Source organism: Pseudomonas sp. BF-B-30 (assembly GCF_019956305.1).
GTDB lineage: Bacteria > Pseudomonadota > Gammaproteobacteria > Pseudomonadales > Pseudomonadaceae > Aquipseudomonas > Aquipseudomonas jessenii.
Genome location: NZ_JAHBDG010000006.1, coordinates 33,100 through 55,052, shown reverse-complemented (window position 1 = coordinate 55,052; position 21,953 = coordinate 33,100). Strand labels below are relative to the sequence as shown.

General features: G+C 60.3%; 22 protein-coding genes. 6 read left to right on the top strand and 16 right to left on the bottom strand.

The genetic code is table 11. The features are described from left to right. The 3 genes from ngg (at position 1) to KGB29_RS03880 (ending at position 3,518) form a co-directional block, all read left to right on the top strand. Positions 1–1,749: an N-acetylglutaminylglutamine synthetase gene (gene ngg, locus KGB29_RS03890; protein ID WP_223508036.1), complete on the top strand. Its 1,749-nt coding sequence runs from the start codon at positions 1–3 to the stop codon at positions 1,747–1,749. Between the two features lie 142 nt (positions 1,750–1,891). Further along, entirely contained in the window at positions 1,892–3,082 is a 1,191-nt protein-coding gene (locus tag KGB29_RS03885) for an osmoprotectant NAGGN system M42 family peptidase (RefSeq protein WP_007973683.1), read from the top strand. 208 nt (positions 3,083–3,290) lie between these two features. After that, on the top strand, positions 3,291–3,518 hold the full coding sequence (locus KGB29_RS03880; protein ID WP_056727184.1) for a YheU family protein: 228 nt from the start codon (positions 3,291–3,293) through the stop codon (positions 3,516–3,518). Positions 3,519–3,523: 5 nt separating this feature from the next. Here the strand turns inward: KGB29_RS03880 and csrA are convergent, their stop codons facing one another. The 3 genes from csrA to KGB29_RS03865 all read right to left on the bottom strand — a co-directional run bounded on the left by csrA (position 3,524) and on the right by KGB29_RS03865 (position 5,076). Continuing rightward, a complete protein-coding gene (csrA, locus tag KGB29_RS03875; protein WP_154860296.1) occupies positions 3,524–3,709 on the bottom strand; it encodes a carbon storage regulator CsrA in 186 nt (61 codons plus the stop codon). Positions 3,710–3,863: 154 nt separating this feature from the next. Then, complete coding sequence (locus KGB29_RS03870) at positions 3,864–4,196, bottom strand: YnfA family protein (protein ID WP_223508037.1); 333 nt, start codon at positions 4,194–4,196, stop codon at positions 3,864–3,866. 64 nt (positions 4,197–4,260) lie between these two features. Continuing rightward, positions 4,261–5,076, bottom strand: a complete 816-nt coding sequence (locus KGB29_RS03865) for an SDR family oxidoreductase (protein ID WP_008048965.1) — start codon at positions 5,074–5,076, stop codon at positions 4,261–4,263. A gap of 277 nt (positions 5,077–5,353) precedes the next feature. Here KGB29_RS03865 and KGB29_RS03860 point away from each other — a divergent pair, with 277 nt between their 5' ends. Next, complete coding sequence (locus tag KGB29_RS03860; RefSeq protein WP_172435350.1) at positions 5,354–5,512, top strand: DUF3309 family protein; 159 nt, start codon at positions 5,354–5,356, stop codon at positions 5,510–5,512. A gap of 59 nt (positions 5,513–5,571) precedes the next feature. Here the strand turns inward: KGB29_RS03860 and KGB29_RS03855 are convergent, their stop codons facing one another. From KGB29_RS03855 to KGB29_RS03810, 10 genes are all read right to left on the bottom strand, one after another. Beyond that, positions 5,572–7,665 carry an LTA synthase family protein gene (locus tag KGB29_RS03855; protein ID WP_223508038.1) on the bottom strand — a complete coding sequence of 698 codons (2,094 nt, stop codon included), beginning with the start codon at positions 7,663–7,665 and terminating at the stop codon, positions 5,572–5,574. A gap of 337 nt (positions 7,666–8,002) precedes the next feature. Beyond that, positions 8,003–8,608, bottom strand: a complete 606-nt coding sequence (locus KGB29_RS03850) for an START domain-containing protein (RefSeq protein ID WP_150812228.1) — start codon at positions 8,606–8,608, stop codon at positions 8,003–8,005. Positions 8,609–8,649: 41 nt separating this feature from the next. Then, positions 8,650–8,904 (bottom strand): YkgJ family cysteine cluster protein, encoded by a 255-nt coding sequence (locus KGB29_RS03845; RefSeq protein ID WP_057713744.1) that lies wholly within the window; start codon positions 8,902–8,904, stop codon positions 8,650–8,652. Positions 8,905–9,070: 166 nt separating this feature from the next. Further along, positions 9,071–9,550, bottom strand: a complete 480-nt coding sequence (locus KGB29_RS03840; RefSeq protein WP_223508039.1) for a translation initiation factor 2 — start codon at positions 9,548–9,550, stop codon at positions 9,071–9,073. Positions 9,551–9,630: 80 nt separating this feature from the next. Continuing rightward, positions 9,631–11,070, bottom strand: a complete 1,440-nt coding sequence (locus KGB29_RS03835; RefSeq protein WP_007973699.1) for a PLP-dependent aminotransferase family protein — start codon at positions 11,068–11,070, stop codon at positions 9,631–9,633. A gap of 201 nt (positions 11,071–11,271) precedes the next feature. Then, entirely contained in the window at positions 11,272–12,084 is an 813-nt protein-coding gene (locus KGB29_RS03830; protein WP_057713742.1) for an OmpA family protein, read from the bottom strand. Beyond that, the gene (locus KGB29_RS03825) at positions 12,081–12,437 is read right to left on the bottom strand and encodes a DUF4398 domain-containing protein (RefSeq protein ID WP_056727192.1); all 357 of its coding nucleotides are present in this window, start codon (positions 12,435–12,437) and stop codon (positions 12,081–12,083) included. The genes KGB29_RS03830 and KGB29_RS03825 overlap by 4 nt, the downstream gene beginning before the upstream one ends. A 9-nt stretch (positions 12,438–12,446) precedes the next feature. Then, positions 12,447–13,286: a substrate-binding periplasmic protein gene (locus KGB29_RS03820; RefSeq protein WP_218494418.1), complete on the bottom strand. Its 840-nt coding sequence runs from the start codon at positions 13,284–13,286 to the stop codon at positions 12,447–12,449. 200 nt (positions 13,287–13,486) lie between these two features. Continuing rightward, entirely contained in the window at positions 13,487–14,416 is a 930-nt protein-coding gene (locus KGB29_RS03815) for an electron transfer flavoprotein subunit alpha/FixB family protein (protein ID WP_008004325.1), read from the bottom strand. Continuing rightward, complete coding sequence (locus KGB29_RS03810) at positions 14,417–15,166, bottom strand: electron transfer flavoprotein subunit beta/FixA family protein (RefSeq protein ID WP_015093946.1); 750 nt, start codon at positions 15,164–15,166, stop codon at positions 14,417–14,419. Positions 15,167–15,714: 548 nt separating this feature from the next. On the opposite strand from KGB29_RS03810, the gene KGB29_RS03805 reads away from it, so the two are divergent. Further along, positions 15,715–17,379 (top strand): electron transfer flavoprotein-ubiquinone oxidoreductase, encoded by a 1,665-nt coding sequence (locus tag KGB29_RS03805; RefSeq protein WP_223508040.1) that lies wholly within the window; start codon positions 15,715–15,717, stop codon positions 17,377–17,379. Positions 17,380–17,563: 184 nt separating this feature from the next. Here the strand turns inward: KGB29_RS03805 and KGB29_RS03800 are convergent, their stop codons facing one another. Further along, positions 17,564–18,454 (bottom strand): AraC family transcriptional regulator, encoded by an 891-nt coding sequence (locus KGB29_RS03800; RefSeq protein WP_057713738.1) that lies wholly within the window; start codon positions 18,452–18,454, stop codon positions 17,564–17,566. 204 nt (positions 18,455–18,658) lie between these two features. Here KGB29_RS03800 and KGB29_RS03795 point away from each other — a divergent pair, with 204 nt between their 5' ends. Next, the gene (locus KGB29_RS03795) at positions 18,659–19,711 is read left to right on the top strand and encodes an NAD(P)-dependent alcohol dehydrogenase (protein WP_057713737.1); all 1,053 of its coding nucleotides are present in this window, start codon (positions 18,659–18,661) and stop codon (positions 19,709–19,711) included. Here KGB29_RS03795 and KGB29_RS03790 read toward each other — a convergent pair. Together KGB29_RS03790 and KGB29_RS03785 are read right to left on the bottom strand one after the other, a co-directional pair. Continuing rightward, complete coding sequence (locus tag KGB29_RS03790; RefSeq protein ID WP_223508041.1) at positions 19,708–20,511, bottom strand: IclR family transcriptional regulator; 804 nt, start codon at positions 20,509–20,511, stop codon at positions 19,708–19,710. The genes KGB29_RS03795 and KGB29_RS03790 overlap by 4 nt on opposite strands. Before the next feature lie 60 nt (positions 20,512–20,571). Further along, positions 20,572–21,882: an MFS transporter gene (locus tag KGB29_RS03785; RefSeq protein ID WP_057713735.1), complete on the bottom strand. Its 1,311-nt coding sequence runs from the start codon at positions 21,880–21,882 to the stop codon at positions 20,572–20,574. Positions 21,883–21,953 lie beyond the last annotated feature (71 nt).

The following is a 21,953-nucleotide window of genomic DNA, read 5'->3' as shown; positions in this document are numbered from 1 at the left end:
ATGAAACCTCACGCCACGGCTTTCAGCCAACGCCTGTTGCGCGGCCAGTCGCCCTCCTACGAACGCTTGCAGGCACGTCTGGCCGAGGATGGCAGTGAACTGGGCGGGGCGCCGATTGCCGTGCATTGCGGCTGGGGGCGCTTGCTGATCGGCCACACCTTTGCCGATGCCGCGAGCCTGGCCGGGGAGTTGCTCAACGAGCAGCCCGGCGAGCGGGACATTGCCCTGTACGTCGCCGCGCCCCAGCAAGTGCTGGGGCTGGAGCCGACGCAGTTGTTCCTCGACCCGTCCGATACCTTGCGCCTGTGGTTCAGCGACTACCGTCAGGCGACCCGGGTGTTTCGCGGTTTCCGCATTCGACGCGCGCAAAGCGATGCCGACTGGCAGGCAATCAATCAGCTGTATCAGGCCCGCGGCATGCTGCCGATCGATGCCACCCTGCTGACGCCGCGCCATCTGGGCGGCCCGGTGTACTGGCTGGCCGAAGACGAGGACAGCGGCGCGGTCATCGGCAGCGTCATGGGCCTCAACCACCACAAGGCCTTCAACGACCCGGAAAACGGCAGCAGCCTGTGGTGCCTGGCGGTCGACCCGCATTGTGCGCGGCCGGGTGTCGGTGAAGTGCTGGTGCGGCATTTGATCGAACACTTCATGAGTCGCGGGCTCGCCTGCCTCGACCTGTCGGTGCTGCACGACAACCGCCAGGCGAAAAACCTTTACGCCAAGCTCGGTTTTCGTAACCTGACGACCTTCGCCATCAAGCGCAAGAACGGCATCAATCAGCCGCTGTTTCTCGGGCCCGGCCCGGAAGCCGCGTTCAACCCCTACGCGCGGATCATTGTCGAAGAAGCACACCGTCGTGGCATCGATGTGCACGTCGATGACGCCGACGCCGGGATGTTCACCCTCAGCCATGGCGGGCGCCGGGTACGCTGCCGTGAATCCCTGAGCGACCTGACCAGCGCCGTCAGCATGACCCTGTGCCAGGACAAAAGCCTGACCCACAAAGTGCTCAAGGCAGCAGGGTTGAATCTGCCAGCGCAGCAACTGGCGGGTAACGCCGATGACAATCTGGCCTTCCTCGATGAACACCAGCGCGTGGTGGTCAAGCCACTGGATGGTGAACAGGGCCAAGGGGTGGCGGTGGATTTGCGCACCATAGAGGAAGTGCAGCAAGCCATAGAAGCCGCTCGCCACTTCGACAGCCGCGTGCTGCTGGAAAGTTTCCACGAGGGCCTGGACCTGCGCATTGTGGTGATCGGTTTTGAAGTGGTCGCCGCCGCCATTCGCCGGCCAGCCGAAGTGGTCGGCGACGGCCAACACTCCATCGGTGCATTGATCGAAGCCCAGAGCCGACGGCGACAGGCGGCCACGGGTGGCGAAAGCAAGATCCCGCAGGACCAGGAAACCCTGCGCACCTTGCGTGCCGCCGGATACGACTACAACAGCATTCTGCCGGCCGGTGAGCACCTGTTCGTACGGCGCACGGCGAATCTTCATACCGGCGGCGTGCTTGAAGATGTCACGGCGACCCTGCACCCGACGCTGGTGGACGCCGCCATCCGCGCGGCTCGGGCCCTGGATATTCCCATGGTCGGCCTCGACTTGATGGTGTGCGCCGCTGACCAGCCGGACTATGTGTTTATCGAAGCCAACGAACGGGCCGGGCTGGCCAATCACGAACCGCAGCCGACGGCGGAGCGGTTTGTGGATCTGTTGTTTCCGTACAGTCAGCCGGTGGTCTCTTAGTGATGTGTTTTCTGGACCGCCCCCTTCGCGAGCAAGCCCGCTCCCACAGTTGACCGAGTTACTCCATACAAATGCGGTCGAATGTGGGAGCGGGCTTGCTCGCGAAGGCGGCCGTACAGGCGATAACCAATCAGGAGTTTCCATGACCAGCAAAATCCCCGAACCGGACCTCGGCTATCTGCAAAAAGTGCTGCTGGAAATGCTCGCCATTCCCAGCCCCACCGGGTTCACCGACACCATCGTGCGCTACGTCGCCGAACGTCTTGAAGAACTGGGCATTCCCTTCGAGCTGACCCGTCGCGGCACCATCCGCGCCACGCTCAAGGGCAAGAAGAACAGCCCCGACCGCGCCGTTTCCGCCCATCTGGACACCATCGGCGCGGCGGTGCGTGCAGTAAAGGACAACGGCCGCCTGACCCTCGCGCCCGTCGGCTGCTGGTCCAGCCGCTTTGCCGAGGGCAGCCGGGTCAGCCTGTTTACCGACAATGGCGTGATCCGCGGCAGCGTCTTGCCGCTGATGGCTTCCGGGCACGCATTCAATACCGCCGTGGATGAGATGCCGATCAGTTGGGATCACATCGAATTGCGTCTGGACGCCTACTGCGCCACCCGTGCCGACTGCGAGTCGCTGGGCATCAGCGTCGGCGATTTCGTCGCCTTCGACCCGCTGCCGGAGTTCACCGAAAGCGGCCACATCAGCGCCCGTCACCTCGACGACAAGGCCGGGGTGGCCGCACTGCTGGCGGCGCTCAAGGCCATTGTCGACAGTGGTGAAGAGCTGATGATCGACTGCCATCCGCTGTTCACCATCACCGAAGAAACCGGCAGCGGCGCGGCGGCGGCGCTACCCTGGGACGTCAGTGAGTTCGTCGGCATCGACATCGCACCGGTCGCGCCTGGCCAACATTCCAGCGAGCATGCAGTGAGCATCGCAATGCAGGATTCCGGCGGGCCGTATGACTATCACCTGTCGCGCCACCTCCTGCGCCTGGCCAGCGACAACGAGTTGCCGGCACGCCGCGACCTGTTCCGCTACTACTTCAGCGACGCCCATTCAGCGGTGACCGCCGGCCACGACATTCGCACCGCCCTGCTCGCCTTCGGCTGCGATGCCACCCACGGTTACGAGCGCACCCACATCGACAGCCTTGCCGCCCTGAGCCGCCTGCTCGGTGCGTACATCCTCAGCCCGCCCGTGTTTGCCAGCGATGCACAACCGGCCAAGGGCTCACTGGACCGCTTCAGCCATCAGCTTGAACATGACACACAGATGGAAAGCGATACACGGGTGCCGTCGGTGGACAGCCTGGTGGGGCAGCGGTCGGAGAGCTGAGTTGAGTCACTGAGATATTCGGTGTCTGATCTGACGCCTTCGCGAGCAAGCCCGCTCCCACAGTTGACCGGGTTACTCCAGGAAAATGCGGTCGAATGTGGGAGCGGGCTTGCTCGCGAAGGCAATCTGTCAGACAACACAAAATCCCGGGCTGGCTGTCCTCGCCCAATCGCCGTAGCATCGCGCCATTGATCCAACCGAGGTGCCTATGCTGATCCCCCACGACCAACTTCAAGTCGACACCCTCACCCGCCTGATCGAGGATTTCGTGACCCGCGACGGCACAGACAATGGTGACGACACCCCCCTGGAAACCCGCGTACTGCGCGTGCGCCAGGCGTTGACCAAGGGTCAGGCACTGATTGTCTTCGACCCGGAAAGCGAGCAGTGCCAACTGATGCTCAAGCACGATGTGCCCAAGCACCTGTTTGACTGAGGTCTTCAGCGCCCCTTGGTTTTCGCCAGTTTGTTCTGGATGCGTTCGTAGATTTCGCAGCGGTGCACATTGACGTCCTGAGGCGCCTCAACGCCAAAGCGGATGTTGTTTCCGTTGATCGCGAGAACGCGCACGGAAATGTTGTCACCGATGGAAATGGTTTCGCCCACAACGCGAGTGAGTACGAGCATGAGGAGTGTCCTTCAGGGGTTTCTGGCCCTTGAAGATGCCCGGCCCCCGGTACGCCTACAATGCTCCGACAGCAAACCAGACCGGACTGACAGCCCTTGACGCACACCACTTACGGAAAGGTCTGACAGACCGGTTGATTGTAGGACAGATCTGTCAGGACGCGGAGAATCGCGGCCCGAACAGAATGATGCTCGCGCCGATCACACACAGCGCCACGCCGAGCCAGTCCGAACCCAGCGGACGAATCCGCTCGACCACGGCCAGCCAGCCGATTGAGGCAACGATGTAGATGCCGCCGTAAGCGGCGTAGGCGCGGCCGGCGTAGGTGGCTTCGATCCGGGTCAGCAGCAGGGCGAACAGGGTCAGGCTCAGGAGCGCCGGCACCACCCACCACATGCTTTTCCCCTGGCGCAGCCACATCCAGAAGGCAAAGCAACCGGCAATTTCGAACAGCGCGGCGAGAAAAAACCACAGGTAATTGAGCATGCAAGCGTCTCGCGAGGATGGCCGATGGCGGCCACCCTAACCACAGCGCTGCCTGCGGGCAAGATCAGCTTGCGGATTGCCTGGCCTTGGCGCGCATTTTGTCGGCCATGGCGGTCATTTCGTTGTAGAGCAATTGCGGGTTCTTCTGCTTGATCGCCCAGGCCATGCGGCCCTGTTCGTGGGGCAGGATCATGAACTCGCCGGCGGCGACCTGCCGATAGATGTAGTCGGCGATGTCGGCGGCGCTGATGGGCGAGCTTTCCAGCAACTTGCCGACCTGGGCTTTCATGGCCGGGGTCGGGCCACGGAAGGAGTCCAGCAGGTTGGTCTGGAAGAACGACGGACACACGACATGCACGCCGACTTCCTGATGCGCCAGCTCGATCAGCAGGCTTTCGGACAACGCCACCACGCCCGCCTTGGCCACGTTGTAGTTGCTCATCGCCGGGCCTTGCATCAGCGCGGCCATGGACGCGATGTTGATGATCTTGCCTTTGCTTTTTTCCAGCAGTGGCAGGAAAGCCTTGCAGCCCTTGACCACGCCCATCAGGTTGATCGCGATCTGCCAGTCCCAGTCCTCCAGGGACAACTCACTGAAGAACCCGCCAGACGCTACACCCGCGTTATTGACGATGACATCGATGCCGCCGAGTTTGACCTCGCAGGCCTGGGCGAACGCTGTCAACTGGCTGTAATCGCGTACGTCGCAGCGCTGGATGAAACCGTCGCCGCCCGCTTCGCGGACCAGCTTGAGGGTTTCCTGCAAGCCGGGCTCGCTGACGTCCGACAAAGCCAGTTGCCAGCCTTCACGCGCCCAGCGCAGCGCGATTTCGCGACCCAGGCCAGAGCCTGCACCAGTGATCATCATGCGATTTTGCATAGCAGACAGCCTTGTTGTTCTTGGAAGATGCACCGAGTGTAGCGAAGGAAATTGCCCGACCCACGCTCCATCAGATTGCTGAATGGCCCGAGCAAACTGCGGGAGCGTCTGACGCAATCAAGGCAACTACAAAAAATAAGAACCCGTGCGAAATACTTCAAAAAAACTTGGAATTTTCCTGCAAGCGCAAGAGTCCGAATTTTTAAGCAGCTCGAATTTACTTCATTCCCGCTGACCTTGATTGGCATGGTCAATCCACTGCATTTTCGACAAGGAAATAGACATGGGCACAATACTGATCATCATTCTGATCCTGTTACTGATCGGTGGTTTACCGGTCTTCCCGCACTCCAGAAGTTGGGGTTACGGCCCGTCCGGTATCATCGGCGTCGTATTGGTGGTGCTGTTGATCCTGCTCTTGCTTGGCCGAATATAAATATCCACCAGGCAAAAAAAAGAGGCCCTTGAAGGGCCTCTTTTCTATTGCGTCACAACTTAGTCCGGCTTGCCATCAATGACACCGGCGGTGTTGTCCAGCAGGCTCTTGGTCGCTGTTTGCAGGAACGCTTCGAGCTTGAGTTTCAACTCGGCGGTACGCGGCGCATCAGCAATGACTTCGGCGCGAGGGTTGGCACCCAATTCATACTGATACAACTTCGGCGCCATGTCCTTGTCCTTCGGCAGGACCAGAATCTGGTCCGCGGTGAGGACGGCCGTGGTCTGCTCGCTGCCCGACGGCTTGATCACACCAATACCGGCGTCGCCTTGCGGCAGGTTGAGCAGGTCGCGTCCCCAGCACTGATGACGTACTTCGCCACCGATGCGGCCCATGATGGTCGGCACGATGTCGATCTGAGTGCCCACGGTGTGGTCACGCTGGCCGAACTTTTCCTGGATGCCCGGCGCGATCATCAGCATCGGCACGTTGAAGCGGCCCAGGTCCATTTCGGTGATCTGCCGTTCGTTACCAAAACCGTGGTCACCGACGACGACAAACAGGGTTTCCTTGAAGTACGGCTCCTTGCGGGCCTTTTCAAAGAACTGGCCCAGTGCCCAGTCCGAGTAACGCATGGCGGTCAGGTGTTCGTTCAGATTGCCACGATCGGTCACGCGCTCGACCGGCAATGGCGTCGGCAAGGCGTAAGGCGTGTGGTTGGACAGGGTTTGCAGCAAGGCATAGAACGGCTTGCCGTTTTCCCGTGCCTTGAGCTCGACCAGGCCACGGTCGAACATGTCCTGGTCGGACACGCCCCAGGTCGGATCAGAGAACACCGGATTCACGAAATCGTTACGGCCGATGAAGTTGGTCATGCCCTGGTTGCTGAAGAAACCCGACTGGTTGTCCCAGGCGAAATCGCCGTTGTAGACATACACGTCGTCGAAGTCACGGGCGCTGAGCAACTGCGGCAGACCGGACAGCTTGTGGCTGCCTTCCGGGGTCTGCATCAGGTATTCGAAGCCCGGCAGGTTCGGGAAACAGGCCATGGTGGCGAACATGCCCTGGTGGGTATGGGTACCGTTGGAGAAGAAGCGGTCGAACAGCAAGCCTTCCTTCGACAGCTTGTCGAGGTACGGCGTGATGTTGCCTGGCCCACCCAGCACACCCACCGAGTGACCGGCCATGCTTTCCATCAGGATCACGACGACGTTCTTGATCGGCAAGGTCTTGTCGGCTGGCGGGGTGTAATCGCGACGTACCGCCGCGGTCTCGCCATCCACCAGTTTGTCATCCGCCATCACCAGCATGTCACGCACCACTTGCTGGGCTTGTGGCTGTGGCAGCGTGGCTTTCCAGATATTGTCGCGATCCTCGGACATCCGGCTCTTGGCGGCGGCGACCAGAGAAAGCGTACCGTTGAGACCCAACTGGTTGGCGAAATTGGAATCTGTGGTGTAGACATCACCCCAGCGCATCGGCGGGCCTTGGCGCAAGGTGCCACGGGCCGCGACGACGCAGATCAGCAGGCAAACCACGAACACGCCAATGCGTGCATACCACGGCGCGACCTTGCGTGTGCCGATGCTGCCGCCACTGAACGGGCCACGAGGGCGGGTCGCACGGTCGGCGCCCTTGAATGCCATGCTCAGGATCACGGTACCCAGAGCCCACGCCAGCAGATAGCGGACCACCGGGAAACCATACCAGAGCATGCTGGCCACGGTTTTCGGGTCTTCCTTGACGTACTGGAAGACCAGGCCGTTGAGGCGCTGGTGGAATTCACGATAGAAGTCCATCTCCATCAGGCCCAGGAACAGCGCGATGCTGGAGACCACTGTCAGCCAGAGTCGGAACAGCCCGCGTGCCGCCATGGCCCGGGCGCTGAACAAGGCCAGTAGCAACGGAATACTGAGATAGACCACCAGGCGCAGGTCGAAACGCAGACCGTTGGCGAATGCCTCGAGGAAGGTCGAAGCCGGTGTGTCGAGGATCATCGAGCTGTTGTAAGCCAGCAGCGCGACGCGCAGCAGGCTGAACATGACCATCATGACCAGGGCACACAACAGCGTGTAGGCCAGATGCGATTTGACGGTCGGTTGCAGCAGGCGACTAGAAGCTCGCTGCTGACTCAGGGCGTCCGGGATTGCCATGTCGTTTTAGGACCCATTGGAAGTTGAAGTTTCAAAAATACAGCTGCGCCTTGCCCTCTTTTCGGCCCGTACCAGGCCTGGGGGTTTGCGCGGTGCGCAAATGTTGCACGATCAACGGCAGCATTGCCATTGATAACTACCCTCATCCCGAGTCTTTCATCCTGCATTCAGCCATACGCTGCGCGTTACGGGAGAGCCGGCGAATTGTCTTGGAGAGTGGGTGAAAATTTCGTGCAACGCATATCCGGAAACAAATTAAAACCTGAGCATCGTTCAAAAAAGCAAACGCCCCGATCGAGTCGGGGCGTCACGAAGTCACCTCAAAAGAGTGACACAATTACTTCTCGGCGCGTTCCTTGAGGGCTTTCAAGGTATTGAACGGGGCATCCACCACGAACTTGTTGGCCACCATCGACGGCACGCTGCCGCCCGGCTCGGTGTGCACCTGATAGGTCACTTCGATCTGGTCGCCCTTGGGTACGAACTTCCAGAAACCGTCGACCTTGGCGACCCGGACGAAGCCTTTTTCTTCAGGAATGTATTTCGGCACGCCTTCGAGCTTGCGGGTCAGGCTGCCATCGGCCCCTTCGATGGTGGTGATGTGCAACACCGAATCACGGGGAGTAACCGGCCACGGGGTGTTGAACTGAGTGTAGGTCCAGCTCTGCTCACCTTCGTGCTTGAGCAGCTTCTGGGTTTTGCATTCGTGAATCCAGGCGCAGGCTCCGGACACGTCTTCCTGCAACGCACGCAGCTTGGCCATGGTGGTCTTCATCAGCGTGACGCCCTGGTAGGCCTTGTAGTCGGAGCCGGCCACTTCACTCAGGGAGATCTTGATGCCGTCTTCGTCTTTCTTGACCTTCCAGTCTTCGGCCTGGGCCGTCGAGGTAGCCAGCACAACCGTCAAACCACACAACACAGCCATACGATGCAGCGAACCCATAGTCTTATTCCTTATTGTTGAAGTTCCGTTCGTAGAACACATCACGCCGCCGTCATTTGCTCCCACCAGCCGATCAACCGGATGGCTTCTTCGCTGCTGTTTCCGCACACCTCGGGGTCGGCCTCGAAGGCAGAACACACCGCCGGCCGTTCCGGCTGGCCGAAAATACTGCACAGGTTATCGGAGGAAAGTTGCAGGCAACGCTGCCCCGCGGCCTTGCCATTGGGCATACCGGGAATCGGCGAACTGATGGAAGGGGCAATGCAACAAGCGCCACAGCCCTCACGGCATTTCATGACGACAAGCTCCTCGCGACGAGCAATGTGTTAATGGACGGGGCACAGAGTACCCGTTAAAACAGGTGTTTTAAATTACCTGCGAGCGGGTTTTTCAACGCAAACGAGCATGACCGGCCAGTCTCCGACAAAGCGTCTGGCCTGCGGCTCGCCGATCCTGACGGGGTTACTGCTTGAACTCGAAATCCAGTGCCGCGCCTTCGACCTCGTGGCGTTCTTCATTTCGCAGTTGCAGCTGCATTTCGTTGCTGAGCAGGCGGCCGTTGAGCTGGAACTCGCTGTTGCCGCTTTTGTCACCGAACATCTGGGGTAACAACGGTTCGCGCCTGACCAACGGCACCGTTCCGACCGGCTTGAGCTCTTGAACCATATCCTTGGGCAAGCTCAGATCCAGTTTGGTAGATGGAAGCTCGGTCTTTGCCACCTCGCTGGCCGGTTTCGATTTGGAGGCAATGGGCGGACGCTTTTTCACGGGCGCAGCCTGCTTACCGGCCGCCGAGGCTTTTTTCGCAGGTGCGGCTTCTATCGGTGCGACGTGGAAACTGCCGGTAGTCTGATCCTGCTCGGTAGCAGCCACGACGGATGCCGGCTGAATACTCGCAATCAGGCAGAGCAAAAGCCAGGCGGCAGGAAAAGTCGGTTTCATGTATCCAACGGTGGGTGCAAACGGCAGAGATGCATATGCTCGCCTGTTGCAGCCCACAAGACAAGCGCAGTCGCAGCCTGTTACAAACCGCCAGCCATCTCCTGGCAGAGTTGGGTGGCCAGCATGCCCAGGGTCATCAATGCACGCTCGGCCTCGCGGTTCCACGGGGTGCCGCAGTTGAGCCGGATGCAGTGATTGAATTGCTCGGTATTACTGAAGATCAGTCCCGGCGCGATACTGATGCCCTGCTGCAATGCTCGCACGTGCAACTCTTGCGTGTTGACCCGCCCCGGCAGACTGACCCACAGAATGAAGCCGCCGGTAGGTCGGGTCATCTGCGTGCCTTCAGGAAAATACTGCTGCACGGCCAATTGGAAGGCACTGAGGTTTTTCCGGTACTCCTGACGGATGAAGCGCAAATGCCGGTCGTACCCGCCATTTTCCAGATACGCGGCAATGCCCATCTGGGTCACGCTGCACGCGGAATGCGTACTGAAGGTCTGCAAGCGCTGGATTTCCTGCTGATACTTGCCGGCAATCATCCAGCCGATCCGCACGCCAGGCGACAGGGTCTTGGAGAAGCTCGAGCAATAGATCACCCGGTCCAGCCGATCATAGGCCTTGAGAGACTTGGTGCGCCCCTGCTCGAACATCAGCTCACCGTAGATATCGTCTTCGACAATCTGGATATCGAAGTCCGACGCCAGGCGCAGCAATTGTTTCTGCCGCTCCTCCGGCATGGTGCCGCCCAACGGATTGCTCAGGCGGGTGGTCAGCACCAACGCCTTGATCGACCATTGGTTGGCCGCCAGTTGCAGGGCTTCCAGGCTCATGCCCGTGGCTGGATCACTGGGGATCTCGATGACCTTGAGCCCCAACAGGTCGGCCAGTTGCAGCAACCCGTAATAGGTCGGCGACTCGGCCGCGATCAGATCGCCCGGACGGGTCAGCACACGCAAGGACATCTGCAGCGCATCGACGCAACCGTGGGTGATCACCACCTCCGACGGATCGACCACCACGCCGGCATCGCGCATGCGGATCGCCACCTGTCGGCGCAACGGCTCGAAACCAGGGCTGAACATGTAGCTGAAGGCCCGCGGGCTATGGAAACGGGTGACTTTGGCCAATTGCTGATGCAATGCCCGCACCGGCAGATAGTCGACACTCGGCACCGCAGCGCCCAGCGGGAAGACACCTTCACGACGGGACTCGACCAGGACTTGCTGAATGATGCTGCTGCGGGTGACCAGCCCGGGGCGCTCGACCCGGGCGATGTCCGGCGTCGGCGCGGTGAGTGCCGGCGTCTGGTGCACGTAGTAACCCGACTGCGGCCGGGCGCGGATCAGCCCCTGATCCTCGAGATTGGCATACGCCTGCAACACCGTCGCATGGCTGACATTGAGCTGCGAGCTCATCTTGCGCACCGAAGGCACGCGCTCCCCCGGCTGATAGACCCCACGGCGGATGTCTTCGGCCAGTTGTTGAGCAATACGTTGATAGAGCAAAAGATTGGTCATGACGCAGCACTCGATTTCACGGGCATTTTATTCTTGTGTGAAACAATACCGGAACAGTTTAGAAGTGTACGGGGACAGTTGCCACAATAGTCGACCGTACAGTGCAGTGTCAGCAAAATCTGTACTGTTTTGTGCGGTAATCGGCAGGCATAAAAAAACCCGGCACTGCATGGCAGGCCGGGCTTTCCAGCGACGCAACCCTTAGCGGGCAGCGCCGAGCTGGCCCTTTTCGTCGGAAAACACAATTTCCACCCGACGATTCTGCGCCCGGCCCCGTTCCGACGCGTTCGCGTCCACCGGATACTCGTCGCCATAACCCTCGACCTGGATTCGCTTGTCGTCGATACCCAGGTCCATCAGCACGTCAGCCACCGATTGCGCGCGGTCGCGGGACAGCTTGAGGTTTTCCTGCTTGCCCCCGGTACTGTCCGTATAACCTTCGATCCGCACCACTCGCTTGGGGTTGAGTTGCAGGAACTGCACGATCTTCAACACCACACGGTTGGCCGACGGTTTCAATTCCGCTTCGCCGGTGTCGAACAGCATGTCGCCCAAGGTCATCACCAGACCGCGGTCGGTCTGGCTGGTCGTCAATGCCAGGATCTGCTCCTCGAGCCATTTGCCTTGCTGCTGCACGCTGAACAGTTTGGACTCACGCAATGCCAGTTGCAGACGCTGCCGTTCCAGTTCGAGTTTCGCCGCCTGCTCTTCGTTGAGCACCTGATTGGTGTGCTCCCGGGCAATGGCGCTGTAGCGCTGGCTCAGGTAGGCGTAATGCACCACGTCCGAACCGCTGCCCCAATAGCTGGACAGGCGATCGGCACGGGCCAGGGACTCACCGGCGCGAATCACGTCCTTGGGGGCGATTCGCAGCACATTGGAGTCTTCCTTGACCTTCTGAAAGTCGGCACCGGCCTGCTGCAACGCAGACTCGCTGTGCTGGCTGGCGCAGCCAAAGAGGCTCGCGCAGCCTGCCAGGATCAAACCGCCGAGGGCTTTGCTCTTGAGGCTCATTGGGCATCTCCCAGTTGCTTGCGCAGGCGGGCGATGCGGGTGTTGAGCACGTTCAACTGTTCCTCGCTCTTGGCCGTCAACACCTTGGCTTCCGCCAGGCGCGCATCGAGTTCGGCCTGCTCGGCCCGCATGCGTGCGTTTTTGAAGGATTGATCGGTCATGTTGCCCTTGGCGCGGTTGAACTTGTCTTCGGCCAGTTTCATTTCCGGCACATCGTCGGCGGTGGCGCCTACGGCCTTGGCCTGTTCGAGTGCCTGTTCGGTCAGGCGAATCTGTTCATTCGGCGCAGGATCGGTTGCACAACCCGCCAGGGCGGCAAAGGCCACGGCAGCGAAAAGAGGTCGAATACTCACTGAAAATCCTTACTGTTTTGGGGTACTGACGGGTTGTTGCGGGGGGCTTGGCTGTGGTTGTGAGCGTTGCGCTTTCCATCGCTCGATATTGCGCATCAGCACGGCCTCCGTCAGTCCGGACGCGGGCAATTCTGTCATCTTTTTGGCCAACTGTCCGCGCAACCACGGATCGTTGCACGCCGAGTCATGGGAAATCGCCAGGTACAGGCCAGGTTTGTCTACCGGTTGCGAGCGCGCGACCAGGTCAGCGGCCATGCCCAGTGTCTGCGCGGTCGCCATGCCCGAGTAACGCCCTGCCAGTACAAACTCGACCTCGCCCAACAGCAGTTTCTGAAAGGCCTGGGTCAGGTTGGACGTGCGCGTGAGGGTCAGTTGCTGTCCGGCAAAGGTGCTGAATTGCGGGGTCATTCGGGCCTTTTCCGACACGGCACCGGGATGGCCGTGCAGGTCCTGTGCTTCGTTGTAGACCAGTGTCGAGTCCTTGCGAGTCCAGACCAGATAGTCGTTTTCCAACAAGGCTGGATGGATGTAGTCCAGGGTCTCCAGCTCGCTGACGGTCAACGTCGCGTCCGCCAGCATGTCCATGCGCCCGCTGCGCACTTCGTCCAGGGCCTGGGCGCGTTTGCCGGCATAAAGCAGTTCGACCTTGAGCCCCAACTCCCCCGCCACTTGCTGCAGCAAATCGGCGCTGGCACCGATCAGGTATTTGGGATTGTGCGGGTCTTGCCACAGGTACGGCGGTGCGTCCGGGCTGCCGGTGACCACAAGGCGCTCGCATTTGCCTGCAGCGACAGACAGCGTCGGCAATAGCGTCAATCCCAGCAAGCTCCAGACAAGGCGCAGATCCATGGCGACACACTCCACTCAAACTCGGTGATGCCCCCCCCTGTAGGAGCGAGCTTGCTCGCGATGGATTCAAAGGCACCGCGTTTATCCAGGATCAACGCGTCATCGTTAACGTCCATCGCGAGCAAGCTCGCTCCTACAGAATGAAGAGCAAAAAAAAGCCCGACCAAAAGGCCGGGCTCTTTATAAGTGAAGCAGCCGGATTAGACCAGCTTCTCCAGCTCAGGGATGGCTTCGAACAGGTCCGCCACCAGGCCGTAATCGGCCACCTGGAAGATCGGCGCTTCTTCGTCCTTGTTGATCGCTACGATCACTTTGGAGTCTTTCATGCCGGCCAGGTGCTGGATCGCGCCGGAGATACCGACGGCGATGTACAGCTGTGGAGCAACGATCTTGCCGGTCTGACCGACCTGCATGTCGTTCGGAACAAAACCTGCGTCGACCGCGGCGCGCGATGCACCGACGGCAGCGCCCAGCTTGTCGGCCAGGGCGTACAGGTGTTTGAAGTTGTCGCCGTTCTGCATGCCGCGACCGCCGGAAACGACGATCTTGGCAGCGGTCAGTTCCGGACGATCGGACTTGGCCAGTTCTTCGCCAACGAAGCTGGAGATGCCAGCGTCGTGGGCAGCGCCAACAGCTTCAACGGCAGCAGAGCCACCTTCGGCTGCAACCGGGTCGAAACCGGTGGCACGCACGGTGATCACCTTGACCGCAGCGTTCGATTGAACGGTAGCGATGGCGTTACCGGCGTAGATCGGACGCTTGAAGGTGTCGGCGCTTTCTACCGAGATGATCTCGGAGATCTGGTCAACGTCCAGGGCAGCGGCAACGCGCGGCAGGATGTTTTTGCCGTTGGAAGTAGCGGCAGCCAGGATGTGGCTGTAGCCCTTGCCCAGCTCTGCAACCAGAGGAGCGACGTTTTCCGGCAGCTGGTGAGCGTAGGCAGCGTTATCGGCCACCAGCACTTTAGCCACGCCAGCGACTTTCGCAGCGGCTTCAGCCACGGCGCCAGCGCCCTGGCCAGCGACCAGAACGTGGATGTCACCACCAATTTTGGCGGCAGCAGCAACGGTGTTCAGCGTGGCCGGAGCCAGCACTTTGTTGTCGTGTTCAGCAATAACCAAGATAGTCATTTAGATTACCTTCGCTTCGTTTTTCAGTTTCTCGACCAGTTCAGCCACCGACTTGACCTTGATACCCGCGCTGCGTGCAGCCGGCGCTTCGACTTTCAAAGTCTTGTTGGTGGAGGCGGTGGAAACGCCCAAAGCATCCGGAGTCAGCACTTCGAGAGGCTTCTTCTTGGCTTTCATGATGTTTGGCAGAGACGCGTAGCGCGGCTCGTTCAAACGCAGGTCGGTGGTGACGATCGCCGGCAGTTTCAGGGAAACCGTCTGCGCGCCGCCGTCGATTTCACGGGTCACAGCTACGCTGTCGCCGCTGATTTCGACTTTCGAAGCGAACGTGCCCTGACCGTAGCCGCTCAATGCAGCGAGCATCTGGCCAGTCTGGTTGTTGTCGCTGTCGATGGCCTGTTTGCCAAGGATCACCAGCTGAGGCTGTTCCTTGTCGACAACAGCTTTCAACAGTTTGGCAACAGCCAGGGAAGTCAGGTCTTCGGCGGACTCGACGAGGATGGCGCGGTCGGCACCCAGAGCCAGCGCGGTGCGCAGTTGCTCTTGAGCGGTGGACGGGCCTACGGAGACGACGACGATTTCAGTCGCAACACCCTTCTCTTTCAGGCGTACGGCTTCTTCCACGGCGATTTCGCAGAACGGGTTCATCGACATCTTGACGTTGGCAAGATCGACGCCGGAATTGTCCGCCTTGACGCGAACCTTGACGTTGTAATCCACAACGCGTTTGACAGCTACAAGAACCTTCATGGATTCCTCGTTACTCTCCGGTGAAAAGAAAGTCGCCTAGGCGAACCTGGCGGTTGATGCTCATCGGGCGCAAGGGCACCTCCAAAAACGCCGGCAAAGCTGTCAAGTGACCATCGCTCATGATCTGGATGACCGTTGGTCAGTGGTGACTGACGAGTCATTCAACATCGCGGCGTGTAAACTGCACATCAAACCCGCGCAGCGCATCACTCTCTACTGCCATCGCCCTGTCTTTAGAGGTGCTCTTGAAACCAACAGTCAGCCTACGGCGAGCGCAAAACCGCCCGTATCTTGACCGGAACGCCTATTCCGGTCAATACGCCAAAATGGCCGTTCATAAGGCGCGTGACTTTGATTTCTCTGGCTTTGAGCCAATTCAAACAAACGTTTGTATTGGACGCTGAGAGTGGTGTAGATATAATGCGCCACCAAAAGAGAAAGGTGGTCAATCGATTGTCCTCTTCCGGCGTTGCGCCGGAATTCATGGATGCGACACCCGACTTCCAAATTAGAAAAAAAACTGTTGAGCCTTGAGTAGGAGATAACCTGTGGAACGCGAATACATGGAATTCGACGTGGTCATCGTCGGTGCCGGCCCCGCTGGTCTTTCCGCCGCCTGCCGCTTGAAGCAGAAGGCCGCTGAAGCCGGTAAGGAAATCAGCGTCTGCGTGGTCGAAAAAGGCTCCGAAGTCGGTGCTCACATTCTGTCCGGCGCCGTGTTCGAACCACGGGCCCTGAACGAACTGTTCCCGAACTGGAAAGAACTCGGCGCGCCGCTGAACACGCCCGTCACCCGCGACGACATCTTCGTGCTCAAGAACGCTGAAAGCGCGCAGAAAATTCCAGACTTCTTTGTGCCCAAGACCATGCACAACGAAGGCAACTACATCATCTCCCTGGGCAACCTGTGCCGCTGGCTGGCCCAGCAGGCCGAGAACCTGGGCGTGGAAATCTACCCTGGCTTCGCCGCTCAGGAAGCGCTGATCGACGAAAACGGCGTGGTTCGCGGGATCATCACCGGCGACCTGGGCGTTGACCGCGAAGGCAACCCGAAGGAAGGCTTGTACACTCCTGGCATGGAACTGCGTGGCAAGTACACGCTGTTCGCCGAAGGATGCCGTGGCCACATCGGCAAGCAACTGATCAAGCGCTTCAACCTGGACACCGACGCTGATGCCCAGCACTACGGCATCGGCCTGAAAGAAATCTGGGAAGTCGACCCGGCCAAGCATCAGCCAGGCCTGGTAGTGCACACCGCCGGTTGGCCGATGGACATCATGGGCACCGAGAACACCGGTGGCTCGTTCCTCTATCACCTGGAAAACAACCAGGTGGTAGTCGGCCTGATCGTCGACCTGTCCTACAGCAACACCTACCTGTCGCCGTTCGACGAGTTCCAGCGCCTCAAGCATCACCCGGTGCTCAAGCAGCACCTGGAAGGCGGCAAGCGCATCAGCTACGGCGCCCGCGCCATCTGCAAGGGCGGCCTGAACTCGCTGCCGAAAATGGTGTTCAAGGGCGGCGCGCTGATCGGTTGCGACCTCGGTACCCTGAACTTTGCAAAGATCAAGGGCAGCCACACTGCGATGAAGTCCGGCATGCTCGCCGCTGAATCCGTGGCCGAGGCGCTGTTCGCCGAGAAGGACGGCACCGAAGAGCTGACCACTTATGTGGACGCGTTCAAGAAGAGCTGGCTCTACGAAGAACTGTTCGCCAGCCGCAACTTCGGCCCGGCGATCCACAAGTTCGGCGCCATCGTCGGCGGCGGTTTCAACTGGCTCGACCAGAACATCTTCGGCGGCAAACTGCCGTTCACCCTGCACGACACCAAGCCGGATTACGCTTGCCTCAAGCTCGCGGCCGACTGCAAGAAGATCGACTACCCGAAACCGGACGGCAAGCTCAGCTTCGACAAACTCAGCTCGGTGTTCATCTCCGGTACCAACCACGAAGAAGAGCAGCCATGCCACTTGAAGCTGGCCGACGCGAGTATCCCGATCAGCAAGAACCTGCCGCTGTACGACGAACCTGCCCAGCGTTACTGCCCGGCCGGCGTGTATGAAGTGATCACCAAGGAAGACGGCGAGAAGCGCTTCCAGATCAACGCCCAGAACTGCGTTCACTGCAAGACCTGCGACATCAAGGATCCTGCTCAGAACATCACCTGGGTGACGCCGGAAGGCGCTGGCGGCCCGACTTACCCGAACATGTAAGCCGAACCGCTGAACATCAAGGCTCCCGAAACGGGGGCCTTTTTGTTGCGTGCGATTCATGTACTGCAGAAGATCCAATGTGGGAGCGGGCTTGCTCGCGAATACGGTTGATCCTTCACCATTTATATTGACTGACACACCGCTTTCGCGAGCAAGCCCGCTCCCACAGGGGATTTGCGGTGGATCAGGCAGCGCGTTCATCCCCGGGATTACGCTCGAAGTACCGCTTGTACTCGCGACTGAACTGCGACGTGCTCTGATACCCCACCCGATGCGCCACCTGCGCCACACCCAGCCCCTCCCCCACCAACAACTGCTGCGCCCGCAGCAGACGCAATCGCTTCAGGTACTGCACCGGTGACAACAAGGTGCTGCGCTTGAAATGCTCGTGAAAGGTCGACGCACTCATGTTGGCGCAACTGGCCAGGGTCTCGACGTTCAACGGTTCGGTGTAATGCGCATGCAGATGACTGAGGGATGCCGCGATCCGGGCGAATTGCCCCTGCTGCTCAACCAGTGCCCGCAACACATCGGCTTGCGGACCGCGCAAGGCGACGAACAGCAACTCACGCAAACGCGCTTGCCCCATGATCTGGCATTCCAGCGGATCGTGCAGGCAACGCAGCAGCCGCTCGACACAACCGCGCATGGCGTCATCGAGCACTGCCGAGGTCATGGACTCCGGTGTTTGCGCCGGAATATGCCGCCCCGGCGCCAGGCCCATCGCCAACACCAACTCGCCCAGCATCACCCGGTCGATCGCGACGGAAACACCCAGCATCGGCCCGCTGGGCGCGGCAAAGGTTTCACACTCGAACGGCACCGGCAGCGCCTGAATCAGGTAATGCCCAGCACCATATTCCAGGGTGCGCGGCCCCAGGTACGCCAGTTTGCTGCCCTGGGCGATGATCACCAGGCTCGGCTCATAGATCTGCGGCCCACGGGCCACGTCGCAACTGGCCCGCAGAACCTGTACGCCCGGCAATGCAGTCGGGACGAAACCGTCGCGAGTGGACAGCGGCTCGATCAGCGAAACCAGGGTGGCATTGGCATCAAGGTAACGGGTCAACAGCATCGGGGCTCTTCACAAAAAAGGTCACAAAAAAGGTCACGGAATAAGGGACGAAAGCATCATCGCAGGTCTGATTGCCAATGGGTTCGAACAGACGCGGATGCCGGAGGAATAGGCATGACACCCGGAGGAATCGCCATGGCCGGTACAGGGGACGACGCCCAGAATGCGCCACCTCACCCGTCAGCGCTTTTTGCGAGGTTCACCATGTACACCGCCATCGGATACGCCGCCCAGTCGGCCACCACTCCCCTCGCCCCCGTGAAATTCGAACGTCGCAGCCCAAGGCCTGACGACGTTGCCATCGAGATTCTCTACTGCGGCGTCTGCCATTCCGACATCCATCAGGCCCGCAACGAGTGGGGCATTGCCGTTTACCCGCTGATGCCTGGCCACGAAATCGTAGGCAAAGTGACCGCCGTGGGGGCGAGTGTCACCCAGCATAAAGTCGGCGATCTGGTCGGTGTCGGTTGCATGGTCGATTCCTGCCGAAGCTGCGAAGCCTGCCAGGCCAACCTCGAGCAATACTGCCTCGAAGGTCCGACCATGACCTACGCCACCCCCGACCGCGTGGATGGCAGCAACACCATGGGCGGCTACTCCGACAGCATCGTGGTCAGCGAGCACTTTGTGGTGCGTATCCCGGAAAAACTGCCCCTGGCCAGCGCCGCGCCGATCCTGTGCGCCGGCATCACCACCTACTCACCGCTCAAGCACTACGGCGTGAAGGCCGGTGACAAGGTCGGGATTCTCGGCATGGGCGGCCTGGGCCACATGGGCATCAAGTTCGCCAAGGCCATGGGCGCCGAGGTGACCTTGTTCACCCGTTCGGCGAGCAAGGCCGAAGAGGCTCGTCGCCAGGGTGCGGACCATGTGATCGTGTCCACCGATGATGCCCAGATGCAGGCTGCGGCCGGGCACTTCGATTTCCTGCTCGACACCATTCCGGTGCAGCACGACCTCAACCCTTACCTCGATACGCTGCGATTCGACGGCGTACATATCCTGGTGGGGTTGATCGAACCGGTGGAGCCACCGGTACATGCCGCCAAGCTGGTGTTGGGGCGTCGCGTGCTCGCCGGCTCGCTGATCGGCGGCATCGCAGAAACCCAGGAAGTGCTGGATTTCTGCGCCGAGCACAACATCACCTGCGACATCGAGATGCTCGACATCCGCCAGATCAACGAGGCTTACGCCCGCATGATCGCCGGTGACGTGAAGTACCGCTTCGTCATCGACATGGCGACCTTGAAAATCTAAACCTTCAAGCCAAGCTCCGCCGACAGCCGGGTCGTGACCCCTTTGATCAGGGGAATCAGCTCGGCCATTTTTTCCAGCGGCATGTAAGGCACGGTACTGGCAATGCTGATGCCGGCGACGATACGCTTGCTGGCATCACGGATCGGAGCGGCCACACAGCGGATCGACGGTTCGTTGTCTTCCAGGTCGAACGCATAACCGCCGGCCACATACTCGACCATGCGCTGCTGAAACTGCTCCCAGGATTGCTCCGGGTGCTGCGGCCAGAACTGGTTTTTCCCACCCACCGGCAGGCTGACTTCGTACAGGCGCTGCCACTCTTGCGGCGAATCATCGAGCATCAGCGCCTTGCCGATCCCGGTGCGCGCCAACGGCATGCGATGGCCGACCCGCGAACGCATTTCCGGGCCATTGCGCCCCGGATTCTTGTGCAGGTACAGCACTTCGTCGCCTTCACGGATCGCCAGGTGAATGGTGTCGCCGGTCAACGCCGACAACTCATCCAGGTACGGCCCGGCCAGGGTTACCAACGGCAGCTCTTCACGGGCCTGAAAGCCCAGTTCGATCAGTTTCGGCCCCAGCAAATAACCGACTTGCGGCACCACCCGCAGATAACGCTCGTCCACCAGGCAACTGGCCAGGCGATGGGTGGTGCTGCGCGTGGTGCCGATCAGCCGGGCGATTTCCTTGAGATCGCGGGCGCCGCTGGCCACGGCCTGGACCACACCCAACCCGCGAAGCAGGGTCTGGGTGCCGGTCGGCGCGGCGTCCTTGGCGATTTTTGGGGCGTCTTCCTGCATATCCAGCCTTTACCGTTGAGCGAGTGAACGGGCGGCATTATGGTCGCCCGCGTGCCACGACTACAACTTGATACGCTCGACCTTGCCCACCAGCAAGATGTAGGACAGTGCGCCAATCAGTGCCAGCACCGAGATGTAGGTGATCGCCGGGGCAAAAGAATCACCCGTCGCGAGGAAGCCGATCACAATAGGCGTGGCAATCGCCGACAGGTTGCCGATGAAGTTGAACACACCGCCGGTCAGCCCGAGCAAGCGCGCCGGAGCCAAGGTCGATACCAGCGACCAGGTAATCGAAGCCAGGCCATTGCCGAAGAATGCCAGCGCGAGGAAGGCAATCACCAACGGCGTCGACTCGACAAAGTTGGCGCCAATGATCGAGGTGGAAATCAGCAGGCCACTGATGATCGGCAACTTGCGGGCGAAACCTACCGTGTAACCGCGACGGATCAAAAAGTCCGAGAAGAAACCGGAACACAGCACACCGATAAACGCGGCGAGAAACGGCAGCGATGCCAACAGGCCGGACTTGATGAAGTCCATGCCGCGATACTTCACCAGGTAGGTCGGGAACCAGGTGAGGAAGAACCACAGTGTCGAGTTGAGGCAGAACTGCCCGAGGTAAATGCCCCAGAGCTTGCGCTTGGTCAGGACAATCCCCAGGTCGGTCCAGCTGAATTTGGCTTTGACCCTGGCCTGTTCGGCCTGGATGTCCACCAGCCCGCCGCCCTCGCGGATCAAATCGATTTCCGCGTCATTGGCACCTTTGAAATCCCGTGGCTCGCGATACACCGCGTACCAGATCACCGCCCACACAATGCCCACCGCGCCGGTGGTGACGAACACCATGTGCCAGCCGAATTCGTGCTGCAGCCAGGCCAGCACCGGCGTCAGGAAGGCCAGACCGACGAATTGCCCGGAGGTATAGAAACCGATGGCCGTGGCACGCTCGCGCTCGGGGAACCAGGTGGTGACCACACGGCTGTTGATCGGGTACGCCGGCGCTTCCAGGGCGCCGACTGCCATGCGCAACACGAACAGCGCGATGAAGCTGCCAGCGAAGCCGAGCATCACCGTGGCCACCGACCACAGCAGCAAGGCAACACTGTAAAGGATGCGCGGTGGCACGCGATCCACCAGCCAGCCGCCGGGGATTTGCATGGCCGCGTAGGTCCAGCCGAACGCGGAGAAGATCAGGCCGACGTGGATCGGGTCGATGCCCAGGTCACTGGTCAATGCCGGGGCAGCGATGGACAGGTTGCTGCGGTCCAGGTAGTTGATCACCACGGTGATGAACAACAGCACCATGATGAAAAAACGCTTGCGGCTGGGCGTCACCAACGACGCCTGCCCGGTGAGGGTTTGCGGTTGCATGAGGGGTGCCTCTTCTTATGGTTATTGAGGTCAATGAGAAAACCGGGGAAACGCAGATCCCTCTATCCATG